We start from the raw sequence: 15,306 nt of genomic DNA on the forward strand, positions 1-15,306 counted from the left end.
TCAGACTCCAGACGTACGGGTCCGTAGGGGATCCCCTGCTTCAGGGCTACCCGACGGGGTCCTCGCACTTGTCCACAGGTGGAGATCACGCCTATTGACGCAGCCTCTAACAACTGTCACATTCACGAGTGTCAAGTTACGAGCACGTACCGCAGTCGGTGTGGACAGGTGGGGCGGTGGCATGACTACGGCGGTGACACGCGAACTCTCCGGGGAACTGCGGGGGTTCAGAGAGGTCCAGCGGCTGGCGTACGAGTGCGCCGAGGCCGTCGCGGCCCGGCTGGAGCCCGGGATGACCGAGCGCGACGCGGCGCGGCTGCAGCGGTCCTGGCTGCGCGCGCGGGGAGTGACGGACTGGTTCCATCTGCCCTTCGCCTGGTTCGGCGACCGCACGGCGTTCACGAACTTCCGGGTGCCGCTGCAGTTCTTCCCCACGGGCCGCCGGCTCGAGCCCGGGATGCCGTTCATCCTGGACATGGCCCCCGTGCACAAGGGCTTCACGGCCGACATCGGCTATTCGGGCTCCCTGGGCGGCAATCCGGTGCAGGCCCGGCTGATGGCCGACCTGGAGGCGCACCGCGAGCTGCTCCTGCGGGAGGTGCGCGAGCGGCGCCCGCTGCGCGAGATCTACGAGGACGTGGACCGCCTCATGGTCCGCCAGGGGTATGCCAACCGGCACCGCGCGTATCCCTTCGGGGTGATCGCGCACAAGGTCGACCGGGTCGCCGAACGCCCTTGGTCCCCAAGGCTGTTCGGATTCGGCACGCAGTCCCTGAAGGGCCTCGCGAGCGACGCGCTGCACGGCCACCGCGACGGCTGGTCCCCGCTGTGGTCGCCGTACCGCTTCTCGGACCATCCCCCGCACCCGGGCCTGTGGGCGGTCGAACCGCATCTCGGATTCCGGGGCACCGGCGCCAAGTTCGAGGAGATCCTGGTCGTCACCGACTCCAAGGACCCCGAGCAGAGCGCCTTCTGGCTGGACGACGATCTGCCGCACGTGCGGCGCTGGGCGGAGGACAAGTGACGCTTGAGGGTGCGCGGGAGCGCCGGGTGCGGACCGGCGGGGTCGAGCTGTGCGTGGCCGAGCTGGGGGACGCCTCGAACCCCACGGTCGTCCTGGTGCACGGCTATCCCGACAGCAAGGAGGTGTGGTCCGAGGTCGCCTCCCGGCTGGCGGACCGCTTCCACGTCGTGCTCTACGACGTCCGGGGCCACGGCCGGTCCACGGCCCCGCAGCCGCTGCGGGGCGGGTTCACCCTGGAGAAGCTCACGGACGACTTCCTGGCGGTCGCGGACGCGGTCAGCCCGGACCGGCCGGTGCACCTCGTGGGGCACGACTGGGGCTCGGTGCAGTCCTGGGAGTTCGTCACCGTCGAGCGCACCCGGGGCCGTATCGCCTCCTTCACCTCGATGTCCGGGCCGTCCCTGGACCACTTCGGGCACTGGATCAACAAGCGGCTGACCCGGCCCACCCCGCGCCGCGTCGGCCAGCTCCTCGGCCAGGGCGCCAAGTCCTGGTACGTGTACCTGCTGCACACGCCCGTGCTGCCCGAACTCGCCTGGCGCGGCCCCCTGGGCACCCGCTGGCCGAAGATCCTGGAGCGCGTCGAGAAGGTCCCGCGCGGCGACTACCCGACCTCCTCGCTCCGCACGGACGCGGCCCACGGCGCCTGGCTGTACCGCGACAACGTCCGCGCACGGCTCCGCAGGCCACGCCCCGACGCGTACGCGCACGCGCCCGTGCAGCTCGTCACACCCCTGGGGGACGCGTTCCTGTCGGAGCGGCTCTACGACGAACTGGAGCTGTGGGCCCCGGGGGTGGTGCGCCACACCCTGCCGGCCAAGCACTGGGTCCCCCGGACCCGGCCCGACCAACTGGCGTCCTGGATCACGGAGTTCGTGACCACCCACGAGGGCGGGCGGCCCGCGGCGACGCCCGCGACCGGCAAGTACGCGGAGCGGTTCGGCGGGCAGCTCGTGCTGGTCACCGGCGCGGGCAGCGGGATCGGGCGGGCCACGGCGTTCGCGTTCGCCGAGTCCGGCGCGCGCCTGGTGGCCGTCGACCGGGACGCGGAGAGCGCGGCCCGCACCGCCGAACTGGCCCGGCTGATCGGTGCCCCCGAGGCCTGGGCGGAGACGGTCGACGTCTCCGACGAGCAGGCCATGGAGAAGCTCGCCGAGAAGGTCGCCGCCGAGTACGGCGTGGTGGACGTGCTGGTCAACAACGCGGGAATCGGACTCTCCGGTTCCTTCTTCGACACCACCCCGGAGGACTGGAAGAAGGTCCTCGACGTCAACCTGTGGGGCGTGATCCACGGCTGCCGCCTCTTCGGAAAGCAGATGGCCGAGCGCGGCCAGGGCGGCCACATCGTCAACACCGCGTCGGCGGCGGCCTTCCAGCCCTCCAAGGCGCTTCCCGCGTACAGCACCTCCAAGGCGGCCGTGCTGATGCTCAGCGAGTGCCTGCGCGCGGAGCTGTCCGGGCAGGGGATCGGCGTCTCGGCGATATGCCCCGGCCTCGTCAACACCAACATCACCTCCACCGCGCACTTCGCCGGAGTCGATGCAAACGAGGAGAAACGCCGCCAGAAGAAGTCGGCGCGGCTCTACGGGATGCGCAACTACCCGCCGGAGAAGGTCGCCGACGCGATCGTGCGGGCCGTCGTGCGCAACGACGCGGTCGTGCCGGTCACCCCGGAGGCGCGCGGCGCCCACCTCATGTCCCGGTTCGCCCCGCGCGCGTTGCGGGCGATGGCCCGCCTGGAGCCGCCGCTGTGACCTCCGCGCACGAACACCACGCGATCGCCCCGCGCCGGGTCGCCTTCGACTGGACGCGCACACCCCTGCACTGGATACCGGACGAGCCGACCGCCACCCACGTCATCAACGTGCTGCACCTGCTGCTGCCGGCGGGGGAGCGGTGGTTCGTGAAGGTCTTCAAGGAGGGCCTGCCGCTGGTCAGGGACCCCGAACTCCTCGCGGACGTCAAGGGGTTCATGGGCCAGGAGGCCACCCACAGCGTCCAGCACGCGCACGTGCTGGACCATCTCGCGGCCCAGCGGCTCGAGTCGGCGGACTTCACCCGGTACGTCGACTTCCTCTTCGAACGGCTCCTCGGCGAACGCCCGCCGCTCGGCGCCCCGTTGCCCGAGCGGGAGTGGCTGCGCTTCCGGCTGGCGGTCGTCGCCGCGATCGAGCAGTTCACGGCGGTGCTCGGCGACTGGATCCTGGCCGCCGAGGCCCTCGACCGGGCGGGCGCCGACGAGACGATGCTCGACCTGCTGCGCTGGCACGGCGCCGAGGAGGTCGAACACCGCGCGGTGGCCTACGACATGTTCCGGCACTGCGGCGGCCACGGCCTCCCCCGGTACGCCCGCCGCGTCGCCGGCATGGCCGTGACGGCGCCCGTGATGCTCTACCTGTGGGCCTGGGGCACGGCCTACCTGATCCGCCACGACCCCCAGCTCGCGGGCCGCGTCCGCTACTCGCTCGCCGAGCACAACATGGCCGTGCGCAAAGGCCTGTTGCCCACCTGGCGCTCGCTCGGCGCGGCCGTCCCCCGCTATCTGCGGCGCTCCTACCACCCGTCGCGGGAGGGCTCGCTGAGCCGTGCGGTGGAGTACCTGAAGCGGTCACCGGCGGCCCGGGCGGGGGCCGCGTGAGCTCCGGCCCGGGCGCCGACTCCGGCCCGCACGAGGCCTCTTACCGCATCGAGGACCTCGCGCACCTCAGCGGCGCCACCGTCCGGACCATCCGCGCCTACCAGGACCGCGGCCTGCTCCCCCGCCCCGAGCGGCGGGGCCGGGCCAACGTGTACGCCGACGTCCACCTCGCCCGGCTCCGGCAGATCGCGGACCTGCTCGACCGGGGCTACGGCCTGGCGTCCATCAAGGAGTTGCTGGACGCCTGGGACGCGGGCCGGGGGCTCGGCGGGGTCCTCGGACTGGTCGCCGAGGTCGACGGGCCGTGGACGGACGAGCAGGCGGCGCGGATCTCGCGCGCCGAGCTGGAGCAGCGCTTCGGCGGCAGCCCGGACGACGCGGCGGTCGCCGAGGCCGTCGAACTCGGCGTCCTGGAGGCGGTCCCCGGAGACCCCGATTCCTTCCTCGTGCCGAGCCCCCAAGAGCTGGCGGTGGCCGTCGAGTTGTACGCCTCCGGGGTCCCGCTGTCCGCGATCTCGTCCCACCTGCGGGAGTTGAGGGTCCAGGTCGAGCACATCGCCTCCCGTTTTCTGGAGTTCACCACCGAGCACGTCTTCGCCCGCTACCTCGACGGCCCGCACCGCCCGACCGACGCGGACGCCGCCGAAGCCGCCTCGCTCGTACGACGGCTGCGGCCCCTCGCGCAGCAGACCGTGGACGCCGAACTCGCCCGCGCGATGCGGCTGTTCGCCAACCGTTCGCTGCGGCAGCACCTCGGGGCGGCGGAGTCGTCGCGGACCGCTTCCTCGTCACGTTCCGTCGCCGTGCCCGAGTCGACAATGCGGGCCGTGGAAGCGCTGGTTGGGGTGGAGAGGGCGAGCGAGTTCGTCGCGCTGGCGGCTGAACGGGAGGTGCGGGCACGGGCGTTGGATGCGCTCATGCCAAGGGGTGGGCCCCCAGCCGATGTTGACCAAGAGGGCTGACATCACAGGGAGTTGTCCACAGAAACGCCAATTCCCCTGTGGATAACTACAGTTGGTTGTGGATCAAACATCGGTCGCAAAATAAAATGCGTGATCCACGTCTCTCGCGTCATCCTGACCGGATGGATGAAAGACGCACCGTGAAGGTGTCGAAGTACCTCTCCAGGCATCTGCGCCACCAGCCCGAGCGGATCGGGCTCACCCTCGACGAGGCCGGCTGGGTCGAGATCGACACGCTGATCGCCGCCTGCGCGGCGAACGGGTTCCGGTTCAGCCGCGAGGAACTCGACCATGTGGTGGCCACGAACGACAAGCGCCGTTTCGCGATCGAGGGCACCCGGATCCGCGCCAGCCAGGGCCACAGCATCGAGGTCGACCTCGGACTGCCCCCGGCCACCCCGCCGCCGTACCTCTACCACGGCACGGTCGCCCGCAGCCTCGACGCGATCCGCGCCGAAGGGCTTCGGCCCATGAACCGCCACGCCGTCCACCTCTCCGCCGACCGGGAGACGGCCACCCGCGTCGGCGCCCGCCGCGGCCGGCCCGTCGTGCTCTCCGTGGACGCGGGCGCCATGCACAAGGACGGCCATGTCTTCCGGGTCAGCGAGAACGGGGTGTGGCTCACGGAGGCGGTGCCCGTGCGGTATCTGCGGTTCCCCGCCTCCCACTGACCCAGCGCGGGCCGAGGAGCACCCACGTCGCCCGGCCGAGAAGTGCCGCCCCTGCCTGGTCCCGAGCGCACCGGCCCCGGCATGATCAGTGGTATGGACCACTTCCACAGCACCGAGGCCGCCGTCACCGCCCTCCGCGACATCGCGTCCGAGTACGGGCGGGAGATCGAGGTCACCCATGACATCGGCGCCGACCAGACCTCACGCCGTACCTCCGCGGGCTTCGGCGTCATCACCGACCCGGACGGTTCGCTCCCGCACGAGGCGTTCATCGAGTTCGGCGGAGTGCCGCGGGTGAGTGTGCGGCTCTACCCCGAGGACGACGCGCTGATCAGCGTCGACGGCATCGACTGCCCCGACATCGCCCGCGACGACGTCCCCGCCTTCCTCCGCTCCGTCTTCGACGGCCGCGCCTGGGTCAAGTCCCGCACCTTCCCGCCCAGTTGCCACCTGATCGTCCCGCTGCCCGGCGACCGGACGCACAAGGAGTGGATCTCGATGATCACCCTCACGCCGTGGCTGAACAGCCGCATACGGTGACGGTTTCACGTGAAACAGGGACAGATGCATAACCTGTGACCCATGAGCCTGCGCCTGAGCACCGTGATCCTCCCGTACCGCCGCTGGAACGAGGGGAGCCGCGAGGCCTGGCAGCGCGCCGAGCAACTCGGCTTCCACACCGGCTTCACCTACGACCACCTGTCCTGGCGCACCTTCCGGGACGGCCCGTGGTTCGGTGCCGTGCCCACGCTGACCGCCGCCGCGGCCGTCACCGAGCGGATGCGGCTGGGCACCCTCGTCACCTCGCCGAACTTCCGGCACCCGGTGACCCTCGCCAAGGACCTCATCTCCCTGGACGACGTCTCCGACGGACGCGTCACCCTAGGCATCGGCGCGGGCGGCACCGGCTTCGACGCCACCGCGCTCGGCCAGGAGCCGTGGACCCCGCGGGAGCGTGCCGACCGGTTCGGGGAGTTCGTGCCGCTGCTGGACCGGCTGCTCACCGAGGACTCGGTGTCCTACGAGGGCAACTTCTACTCGGCGCACGAGGCGCGGAACATCCCGGGCTGTGTGCAGCGGCCCCGGCTGCCCTTCGCGGTGGCCGCGACCGGGCCGCGCGGGCTGCGGCTCGCTGCCCGCCACGGGCAGGCGTGGGTGACCACCGGTGACCCGAAGCTGTTCGAGAACGGCACCCCCGACCAGTCGGTTCACGCCATTCGCGGACAGGTCGAGAAGCTGGCCGACGCCTGCGCGGAGATCGGCCGGGACGTGGCGGGCATCGACAAGATCCTGCTCACCGGTTTCACCCCGGACCGCGGCGGCCCGCTGGAGTCCGTCGGCGCGTTCGTCGATTTCGCGGGCCGGCACCAGGAACTGGGCTTCACCGACATCGTGATCCACTGGCCCATCCCGGACTCCGACTTCGCCGCCGACGAGAAGACCTTCGAGCAGATCGCCATGGAGGCCCCGGCCCAGCTCCGCTGAGCCGGCAGCGGACGCCGTGGCGCACAACAGCCCTGGTAGGGGCGGTAACCACTCACATGTGCGCACTCCCGCACGACCGTGCGGGCATATGCGGGAGAATGGCCGGGTGACCTCAGCGACTCGACAGCCCGAGACCAAGGCCTCCGCCGTCCCCCCACGGCTGATCGCCACCGACCTCGACGGCACCCTGCTGCGCGACGACAAGTCGGTGTCCCCGCGCACGGTGGCCGCCCTCGCCGCGGCCGAGGAGGCGGGCATCGAGGTCTTCTTCGTCACCGGCCGCCCGGCCCGCTGGATGGACGTCGTCAGCGACCACGTGCACGGCCACGGCCTGGCGATCTGCGGCAACGGCGCCGCCGTGGTCGACCTGCACGGCGGCCCCGGCAGCCACCGCTTCGTGAAGGTCCGCGAGCTGGCCCGGGAGAACGCCCTCGACGCCGTACGCCTGGTCCGCGAGGCCGCGCCCGGCACGGTGTACGCGATCGAGCTGACGTACGGCTTCTACCAGGAGAAGGCGTATCCGAAGCTGCACATGGAGATACCGGACAGCCTCGCCACCGCCGAGAAACTCCTCGCGCCGGACGCCCCGGGGGCCGACGAGCCGGTGCTGAAGATCCTCGCGTTCCACCCCGAGCTGGACCCGGACGTCTTCCTGAACGTCGCCCGCCTCGCCCTCGGCGACCGCGCCAACGTCACCCGCTCCAGCCCCAGCGCCCTGCTGGAGATCAGCGGCCCCGGCGTCTCCAAGGCCAGCACACTCGCCCTGTGCTGCGCGGAGCGCGGTATCGCCCCCGAGGAGGTCGTCGCCTTCGGGGACATGCCGAACGACGTCGAGATGCTCACCTGGGCCGGACAGTCGTACGCGATGGGCAACGCGCACCCCGCCGTGCTCGCCGCGGCCTCCGGACGGACCGTCGACAACAACGAGGACGGCGTGGCGGTCGTGATCGAGCGGATACTGGCGGAACGGCGGCCGTAAGGGCCGTCGGCCCGGAGCGCGGCTCCTACCCGCGGGCTCAGCCGATCGGCACGCCTCGCTGGGCCAGCCAGGGCAGGGGGTCGACCGCCGATCCCATGTCCGGGGTGACCCGTACCTCGAAGTGCAGATGCGGGCCGGTGGAGTTGCCGGTCGTGCCGGACTGGCCGATCCACTGGCCGGTGGTGACCCGGTCCCCCTGGTCGACGGCGACGGCGGCGAGATGGGCGTACTGCGTGTAGTAGCCGCCCAGGTGCTCGACCACGATCGCGATGCCGAACGCGCCGCCGCAGGACACCCGCACCACACGCCCCGCGCCGGCCGCCCTGACCGGTGTGCCGATGGGCACCGCGAAGTCCTGGCCGGTGTGCCGGTTCGCCCAGCGGGAGCCGCCGCTGCCGAAGCCTGCCGACAGGTCGATCGTCTCCACCGGCGCGACCCACGGGGCGGTGACGCGGTTCGGCGGCTGGTCGAGGCGGACGGCGCCCCGGCAGCTGCCCGCCGCGACCGAGGCGTCCGCCTGCCCCTGCAACTGGCCGCGCGCCTCCTCCAGCCGCCGCTGGATGCCCTGCTTCAGGTCGGCGAGTTCGGCGTTCCGCTTCTCCAGCGTCCGCCACGCCGACGCGGCCTTCGCCTCGTCCGAGGCGAGCCGCACCTCCGCCCTGTGGCTCCGGCCGATCGCGTTGCCGACGGCCAGGTCCGCCTGGGAGAAGACATGCTGATCGCGCATCAGATCCTCGGGGCTGTCCGCGAGGAGGATCCGGGCCGCCATCGGGACACCGCCACCACCGCGGTACTGGGCACGGGCGATCCGGCCCAGGTCCTCGTGCAGCCGCGCGATCTCCCGCCGTTCGCGGTCCAGTTGACCCTCGACCCGCTGGGCGCGCGCCCGTTGCGCGTCGGCCTCCTGCCGGCCCGTCTCGTACTGCCGGGACGCGACGGCCGCGTCCTGGTACAGCCGCGCCACCCGCGCACTGACATCGGTGGGAGCGCCCCCGTCACCGTCGCCCGGCCTGGCCGCCAGCACCGCGAACGCGCACAGCAGCACCGGAACGAGCAGCGGATGACGGCGATATGAGCGCATGTCAGCGATCGTGACCCGCGCGCGGGACGAGGACCCTGTTCACGTCGTACGCATGGGGGACGCGTTGCTGCGAACGGCTGAGCGGGAGCCGTGACGGGGGCGCGGCCGACGCCGCGTCGGACAGGTACCGGCCGGGTTCAGTGCGGGGCCTGCCACACCACCGTCGTACCGCCGCCGTCCGGGCCGATGCCCGGCCCGTACCAGCTGTCGCCGCCCAGGGACTCGGCCCGGCGCTTGAGGTTCTTCAGGCCGCTGCGGCGGCCGCCCGTCGGGATGCCGACGCCGTCGTCCGCGACGGTGAGCCGTACGCCGGGGCGGCCGTCCGGGAGGGTCGCGGTCGCGTCGACGACCACCTCGATGCGGGCCGCCGCCGCGTGCCGGAACGCGTTGGAGAGGGCCTCGCGCAGGGCCGCGATGAGGTTCTTGCCGGTGAGGTCGCCGACCGTGGTGTCGACCGCGCCGACGAAACGGTGCCCGGGCTTGAAGCCGAGCGGCACGGCCGCCATGTTGATCTCCCGCAGCACCCGCGTGCGCAGCCCGGACGGCGCCTCGGCGGGGCCCTGCTGGAGCGCGAAGATCGCGGTGCGGATCTCCTGGATGGTGACGTCGAGTTCGTCGACGGCGTTGCCCACGCCCTGGCGCACCTCGGGGACGAGCGACCCGCGCTGGGCGCTCTCCAGCATCAGCCCGGTGGCGAACAGCCGCTGGATCACCAGGTCGTGCAGGTCGCGGGCGATGCGGTCGCGGTCCTCGTACACCGCGAGCCGCTCCCGGTCGCGCTGCGCCTCGGCCATCATCAGCGCGAGCGCGGCCTGCGAGGCGAACTGGACCGCGAGGGTGCGCTCCGCCTCCGTGAACGGCCGCTCGCCCCGCGCGCGAGGCGTGACCAGGGCTCCCAGGACCCGCCCGCCGCTCTGCAGGGGCAGCACCATGATCGGCCCGTAGGTGCGTGCGAGGGCGCTGAGCATCCGGGGGTCGGTGGCCGCGTCGGCGACGAACACCGGCTTCCCTGCGAGGAGTTGCCTGATGATCTCGCTGTCCGGCGGGACGACCCTGCCGAGCTGGGCGGACGGCTGTTCCGAGGCCACGGCGACGATCTCCATGCCGCCCTCGGCGGCGGGCAGCAGCACGATCCCGGCCGCCGAACCGGAGAGCCGGCGGGCCCGTTCGGCGACGACCTGGAGCGCCTCCTCGGCGTCCCCGCCGGACAGCAGGGCGGTCGTGACGGCCACCGATCCGTCGATCCACCGCTCGCGCTGCTTGGCGGCCTCGTACAGCCGGGCGTTGCCGATGGCGATTCCGGCCTCGGTAGCCAGCACCCGGACCATGCTGACGTCGTAGTCGTTGAAGGGTTTCCCGCCGCGCTTCTCGCCGAGGTAGAGGTTCCCGAAGACCTCGCCCTGGACGCGGACGGGGACGCCGAGGAAGGCGCGCATCCGGGGATGGTGGTCGGGGAAGCCCCAGGACCGCGGGTCCTCGGTCACGTCCGTCAGCCGTACCGGACCGGGCTCCCGGATGAGCGCGCCGAGCAGTCCCGTGTGCCCGTCGGGCAGCCGTCCGATGCGCCGCGCGGTCGCGTTGCCGACGCCGTGGAAGACGAAGTCGGCGAGCGCGTCGCCGTCCTCGTCGATGACACCGATCCCCGCGTACCGGGCGTCCGTCAGCGCGGCGGCGGCCTCGCAGATCCGCTCCAGCGTGGAGTGCAGTTCGAGCCCGCTGCCCACGGACCGCATGGCCTCCAGCAACTGCGGGACGCGGACGGCCAGTTCGGCCGAGAGTCCCGGGGCGGACGACGGGGGACCGGGGCGCGCGGCGGCTGACATACCCCCGAGCCTAATTAGTCCCCTTTGTCACGGAAAGTCGAGCGGCTCGGGGCCGGGCCCGCCTAGCCCGCCGCCACCAGCAGCTCCGACTCCGCCTCCCGCGCGGCCATCCCCCGCAACGGCCCCTCCACCGACGCCAGTCCGGCGAACGGACCCCGCTGCACCACGCGCCCCTCGTCCAGCACGATCACCTCGTCCACGTCCTCGAGACCCGCGAGCCGGTGGGTGATGAGGAGGGTCGTGCGGCCCTCCGTGGCGGCCAGCAGATCGGCGGTGAGCGCGTCGGCGGTGGCCAGATCCAGATGTTCGGCGGGCTCGTCGAGCACGAGCACCGGGAAGTCGGCGAGCAGCGCGCGGGCGAGCGCCAGCCGCTGCCGCTGTCCTCCGGACAGCCGGGCCCCGTGCTCACCGACCAGCGTGTCCAGGCCCTCGGGCAGCCCGTCGGCCCAGTCGAGCAGCCGGGCCCGCTCCAGCGCGGCCCGCAGTTCGTCCTCGGTCGCGTCCCTCTTCGCCAGCAGCAGGTTCTCGCGCACCGAGCTGTCGAAGAGGTGCGCGTCCTGCGCACACAGCCCGACGAGCCGTCGTACGTCGTCGCCGCCCAGGGCGTACGCGTCCACCCCGGCGAGCGTGTACGTGCCGGCGTCCGCGTCGAGGAACCGCAGCAGAACCTGCGCGAGGGTCGTCTTGCCGGACCCGGAGGACCCGACGACGGCGACCCTGCGGCCCTTCTCCAGCGTCAGGTCGAGCCCGGCGAGCGCGTCCCGGTCCTGCCCGGTGTGGCGGGCGACCAGTCCCTGCACGACGAGCGGGAAAGGCGTCGCGGGTGCCTGCCGGGGCCGTTCCGGTTCGCGTACGGGCTCGGGGGCGTCGAGCACCTCGTACACGCGCTCGGCGCTCTTGCGGACCCGTTGCCGGTACTGCACGGCGAGGGGCAGTCCGAGGACCGCCTCGAACGCGGCGAGCGGGGTGAGGACGACGACCGCCGTCAGGACACCGCTGAGCCGGCCCGCGGCGACGGCCTGGGCGGCGACGAGCGCGGTGGCGGCGACGGTCAGGCCGGAGACCAGCGCGGTGAGGCCGTCGCCGAGGGCGGTGGCGGTGGCGGCGCGGGAGGCGATCCGGGTGAGGACGCCGTCGGCCCGCCTGGCCTCGGCCGTACGCGCGGGCAGCGCGCCCGCGACCGTCAACTCGGCCGTCCCGGTGAGCAGTTCCGTCACCCGGGTCGCCAGGGCGCCACGGGCGGGGGCCAGCCGCCGTTCGGCACGGCGGGCCACGGCGCCGGTCACCAGGGGGACTCCGGCACCGGCCGCGAGGAGGCCGACCGCGAGGACGGCGCCGGCCTCGGGGAGCAGCCAGGCCGTGAAGCCGACCGTCGTGGCGGACACGGCGACCGCGACCCCGGCGGGCAGCAGCCAGCGCAGCCAGTAGTCCTGGAGCGCGTCCACGTCGGCGACGAGCCGGGACAGCAGATCGCCCCGGCGGGTGTCGCGCAGCCCGGCGGGCGCGAGCCGTTCGAGGCGCCGGTAGACGGCGACCCGGGTGTCGGCCAGCATCCGCAGCACCGCGTCGTGCGACACGAGCCGCTCCGCGTACCGGAACACCGCCCGCCCGATCCCGAAGGTCCGGGTCGCCGTCACGGCCACCATCAGATAGAGCACGGGCGGCTGCTGCGAGGCCCGCGAGATCAGCCATCCCGAGGTGCCCATGAGGCCAACGGCACTGCCCAGCGCGAGACTTCCGAGCAGCAGCGCCAGGGCGAGGCGACCGCGCCGGGCACCGGACATGGCACGGACCCGCGCGAGGACACCGCCCTTGTGCGCCACGAGCCGCGGCTCGGGCTCGTCGGGAGCTACGGAACTCACCGACATCTCCTGGGCAGTCCGTGTCTCGGGGATCGCCGGCCCGGCTTCCGCGCGCACCGCGGCCGTGCCCTCCGTCACCCGCACCACCCGGTCGGCCACCGCCAGCAGGGCCGGCCGATGCACCACGAGCAGGACGGTCCGCCCGACCGCCAACCTCCGTACCGCCTCGACCACTTCGGCCTCGGTCGCTCCGTCCAGCGCGGCGGTCGGTTCGTCGAGGAGCAGGACGGGCCGGTCCGCGAGGAAGGCCCGGGCGAGGGCGAGCCGCTGCCGCTGCCCGGCTGACAGCCCGGCCCCGTCCTCACCGAGCATGCTCCCGATGCCCTCAGGCAGCGCGTCCACGAAGTCCAGGGCACCCGCGTCGGCCAACGCCCTCCGTACGGCGGTGTCGTCGGCGTCGGGACGGGCGAGCCGGACATTCTCGGCGATCGTCCCGGCGTACAACTGCGGGCGTTGCGGCACCCAGGCGATCCGGGACCGCCACTGCTCCAGGTCGACGTCGGTGAGATCGACTCCCCCGACGTGCACCCGGCCCTCGGTGGGCCGGACGAACCCCAACAGGGCGTTCAGCAAAGTGGACTTGCCCGAGCCGCTCGGTCCGACGAGAGCGACGGTCTCCCCGGAGTTCACGGTGAAGGACACATCCGCCACGGCGTCCACGGAACGGCCGGGATAGCGGACGGTCACGCCGTCGAAAGCCAGGGCGTCGGACGGAACGTCGGCGGTGCCCTGGGACGGGACCGGTGTCTCCAGTACGGCGAAGATCTCCTCCGCCGCCGCGAGACCCTCGGCCGCCGCGTGGTACTGGGCGCCGACCTGGCGCAGCGGCAGATACGCCTCGGGGGCCAGGACGAGGACGACGAGACCGATGTAGAGGTCCATGTCGCCGTGGACCAGGCGCATGCCGATCGTCACGGCGACCAGGGCGACGGAGAGGGTGGCGAGGAGTTCCAGGGCGAAGGAGGAGACGAAGGCGATCCGCAGGGTCCGCATGGTCGCCTGGCGGTACTCGCCGGTGATGCGGCGGATCGACTCGGCCTGCGCCTTGGCGCGCCCGAACACCTTCAGGGTGGGCAGTCCGGCGACCACGTCCAGGAAGTGCCCGGACAGCCGGGACAGCAGCTGCCACTGACGGTCCATCCGGAACTGCGTGGCCCAGCCGATCATCACCATGAAGAGCGGGATGAGCGGAAGCGTGCCGACGATGATCGCCGCCGACACCCAGTCCTCGGTGACGATCCGGGCCAGCACCGCCACCGGGACGACGATCGCGAGGCCCAACTGCGGGAGGTAGCGCGAGAAGTAGTCGTCGAGGGCGTCGACGCCCCGGGTGGCGAGGGCGACCAGCGAGCCGGTCCGCTGCCCGCTCAGCCAGCCCGGGCCCAGCTCCACGGAACGCTCCAGCAGCCGACGCCGTAGCTCCGACTTCACGGCGGCGCTGGCGCGGTGGGCGGCGAGTTCGGTGAGCCAGGAGACCAGGGCGCGGCCGACGGCGACGGCCACCAACAACAGGAGGGGAGTGCCGAGTTCACCGACGGACATCCGGTGCTGGAAGGCACCGACCACGACCTCCGCGATGAGCATCGCCTGCGCGATGACCAGCGCCGCCCCTACGGCACCCAGGCCGACGACCGCCATCAGGAAGAGGCGGGTGGCACGGGCGTAGCGGAACAGACGTGGGTCGATCGGTTTCACGTGAAACACACCCTCTTCTCAAGGGGCATGTTTCACGTGAAACATGCCCCAAGTCGGACTGTGGCGCGTGGACTCAGTGCGCGGCTTCGGCGATGTGCTGGGTGCCGATCCGCTTGCGGAACACCCAGTAGGTCCAGCCCTGGTAGAGCAGGACGATCGGGGTGGCGATCCCCGCGCACCAGGTCATGATCTTCAGGGTGTACGGGCTCGACGAGGCGTTGGTGACCGTGAGGCTCCAGTCCGCGTTGAGTGAGGATGGCATGACGTTCGGGAAGAGCGACAGGAAGAGCATCGCGACGGCGGCCACGATGGTGACCCCGGAGAACGCGAACGACCAGCCCTCACGCCCCACTTGGATCGCCCCCAGCGCCGCGACGAGCGCGACGACGGCCACGATCAGCGCCACCAGACTCTTGGCGTCACCGCTGTCGATCTGGGTCCAGATCAGGAAGGCCAACGCCAACAGGGCGGTGATGAGCCCGACTTGAAGGGCCAGCTTCCGCGCCCGGGCCCGGATGTCGCCGACCGTCTTGAGAGCCGTGAACACCGTGCCGTGGAAGGTGAAGAGCGTCAGCGTGACCAGCCCGCCGAGGATCGAGTACGGGTTGAGCAGGTCCCAGAAGTTGCCGACGTACTCGAAGTTCTTGTCGATCTTCACGCCGCGCACGATGTTGCCGAAGGCCACGCCCCACAGGAACGCGGGGAGCAGCGAGGTCCAGAAGATCGCCGTCTCCCAGTTGCGCTGCCAGTTCTCCTCGGGCCGCTTCGCGCGGTACTCGAAGGCGACGCCCCGGACGATCAGGCAGACCAGGATGATCAGCAGGGCGAGGTAGAAGCCGGAGAAGAGGGTGGCGTACCACTCGGGGAAGGCGGCGAAGGTCGCGCCGCCAGCCGTGAGCAGCCAGACCTCGTTGCCGTCCCAGACCGGGCCGATCGTGTTGATCAGGACCCGCTTCTCGGTGCGGTCGCGGGCGAGCAGTTTGGTGAGGATGCCGACCCCGAAGTCGAAGCCCTCCAGGAAGAAGTAGCCGGTCCACAGGACGGCGATGAGGACGAACCAGACGTCGTGCAGTTCCATGACAGTTG

Annotated in this window: 12 protein-coding genes; 8 read left to right on the forward strand and 4 right to left on the reverse strand. The window is 72.1% G+C overall.

What is annotated here, in order from left to right; all coding sequences use genetic code 11:
* The first annotated feature begins 181 nt into the window (after positions 1–181).
* The 8 genes from OHT77_RS22695 to OHT77_RS22730 all read left to right on the forward strand — a co-directional run bounded on the left by OHT77_RS22695 (position 182) and on the right by OHT77_RS22730 (position 7,759).
* The gene (locus tag OHT77_RS22695; RefSeq protein WP_328830344.1) at positions 182–1,024 is read left to right on the forward strand and encodes a M24 family metallopeptidase; all 843 of its coding nucleotides are present in this window, start codon (positions 182–184) and stop codon (positions 1,022–1,024) included.
* On the forward strand, positions 1,021–2,778 hold the full coding sequence (locus OHT77_RS22700; RefSeq protein ID WP_328830345.1) for an SDR family oxidoreductase: 1,758 nt from the start codon (positions 1,021–1,023) through the stop codon (positions 2,776–2,778). Before OHT77_RS22695 ends, OHT77_RS22700 begins: the two co-directional genes overlap by 4 nt.
* Entirely contained in the window at positions 2,775–3,662 is an 888-nt protein-coding gene (locus OHT77_RS22705; RefSeq protein WP_328830346.1) for a metal-dependent hydrolase, read from the forward strand. The genes OHT77_RS22700 and OHT77_RS22705 overlap by 4 nt, the downstream gene beginning before the upstream one ends.
* Positions 3,659–4,624 (forward strand): MerR family transcriptional regulator, encoded by a 966-nt coding sequence (locus OHT77_RS22710; RefSeq protein ID WP_328830347.1) that lies wholly within the window; start codon positions 3,659–3,661, stop codon positions 4,622–4,624. The genes OHT77_RS22705 and OHT77_RS22710 overlap by 4 nt, the downstream gene beginning before the upstream one ends.
* A gap of 122 nt (positions 4,625–4,746) precedes the next feature.
* Positions 4,747–5,295: an RNA 2'-phosphotransferase gene (locus OHT77_RS22715; RefSeq protein ID WP_328830348.1), complete on the forward strand. Its 549-nt coding sequence runs from the start codon at positions 4,747–4,749 to the stop codon at positions 5,293–5,295.
* Positions 5,296–5,388: 93 nt separating this feature from the next.
* Positions 5,389–5,835: a hypothetical protein gene (locus OHT77_RS22720; RefSeq protein WP_328830349.1), complete on the forward strand. Its 447-nt coding sequence runs from the start codon at positions 5,389–5,391 to the stop codon at positions 5,833–5,835.
* 42 nt (positions 5,836–5,877) lie between these two features.
* Positions 5,878–6,780, forward strand: a complete 903-nt coding sequence (locus OHT77_RS22725) for an LLM class flavin-dependent oxidoreductase (RefSeq protein WP_328830350.1) — start codon at positions 5,878–5,880, stop codon at positions 6,778–6,780.
* Between the two features lie 88 nt (positions 6,781–6,868).
* Positions 6,869–7,759 (forward strand): Cof-type HAD-IIB family hydrolase, encoded by an 891-nt coding sequence (locus tag OHT77_RS22730; protein WP_328830351.1) that lies wholly within the window; start codon positions 6,869–6,871, stop codon positions 7,757–7,759.
* Between the two features lie 37 nt (positions 7,760–7,796).
* On the opposite strand, the gene OHT77_RS22735 is transcribed toward OHT77_RS22730, so the two are convergent.
* The 4 genes from OHT77_RS22735 to cydB form a co-directional block, all read right to left on the reverse strand.
* Complete coding sequence (locus tag OHT77_RS22735) at positions 7,797–8,840, reverse strand: M23 family metallopeptidase (protein ID WP_328830352.1); 1,044 nt, start codon at positions 8,838–8,840, stop codon at positions 7,797–7,799.
* 137 nt (positions 8,841–8,977) lie between these two features.
* Entirely contained in the window at positions 8,978–10,663 is a 1,686-nt protein-coding gene (locus OHT77_RS22740) for a sensor histidine kinase (protein WP_328830353.1), read from the reverse strand.
* A gap of 62 nt (positions 10,664–10,725) precedes the next feature.
* The gene (gene cydD, locus OHT77_RS22745; RefSeq protein WP_328830354.1) at positions 10,726–14,220 is read right to left on the reverse strand and encodes a thiol reductant ABC exporter subunit CydD; all 3,495 of its coding nucleotides are present in this window, start codon (positions 14,218–14,220) and stop codon (positions 10,726–10,728) included.
* A gap of 73 nt (positions 14,221–14,293) precedes the next feature.
* Positions 14,294–15,298 carry a cytochrome d ubiquinol oxidase subunit II gene (cydB, locus tag OHT77_RS22750; protein ID WP_328830355.1) on the reverse strand — a complete coding sequence of 335 codons (1,005 nt, stop codon included), beginning with the start codon at positions 15,296–15,298 and terminating at the stop codon, positions 14,294–14,296.
* Between the last annotated feature and the right edge of the window lie 8 nt (positions 15,299–15,306).

Origin of the sequence: Streptomyces sp. NBC_00252 (assembly GCF_036187565.1) — a bacterium.
In the GTDB taxonomy this organism is placed as follows: Bacteria; Actinomycetota; Actinomycetes; order Streptomycetales; family Streptomycetaceae; genus Streptomyces.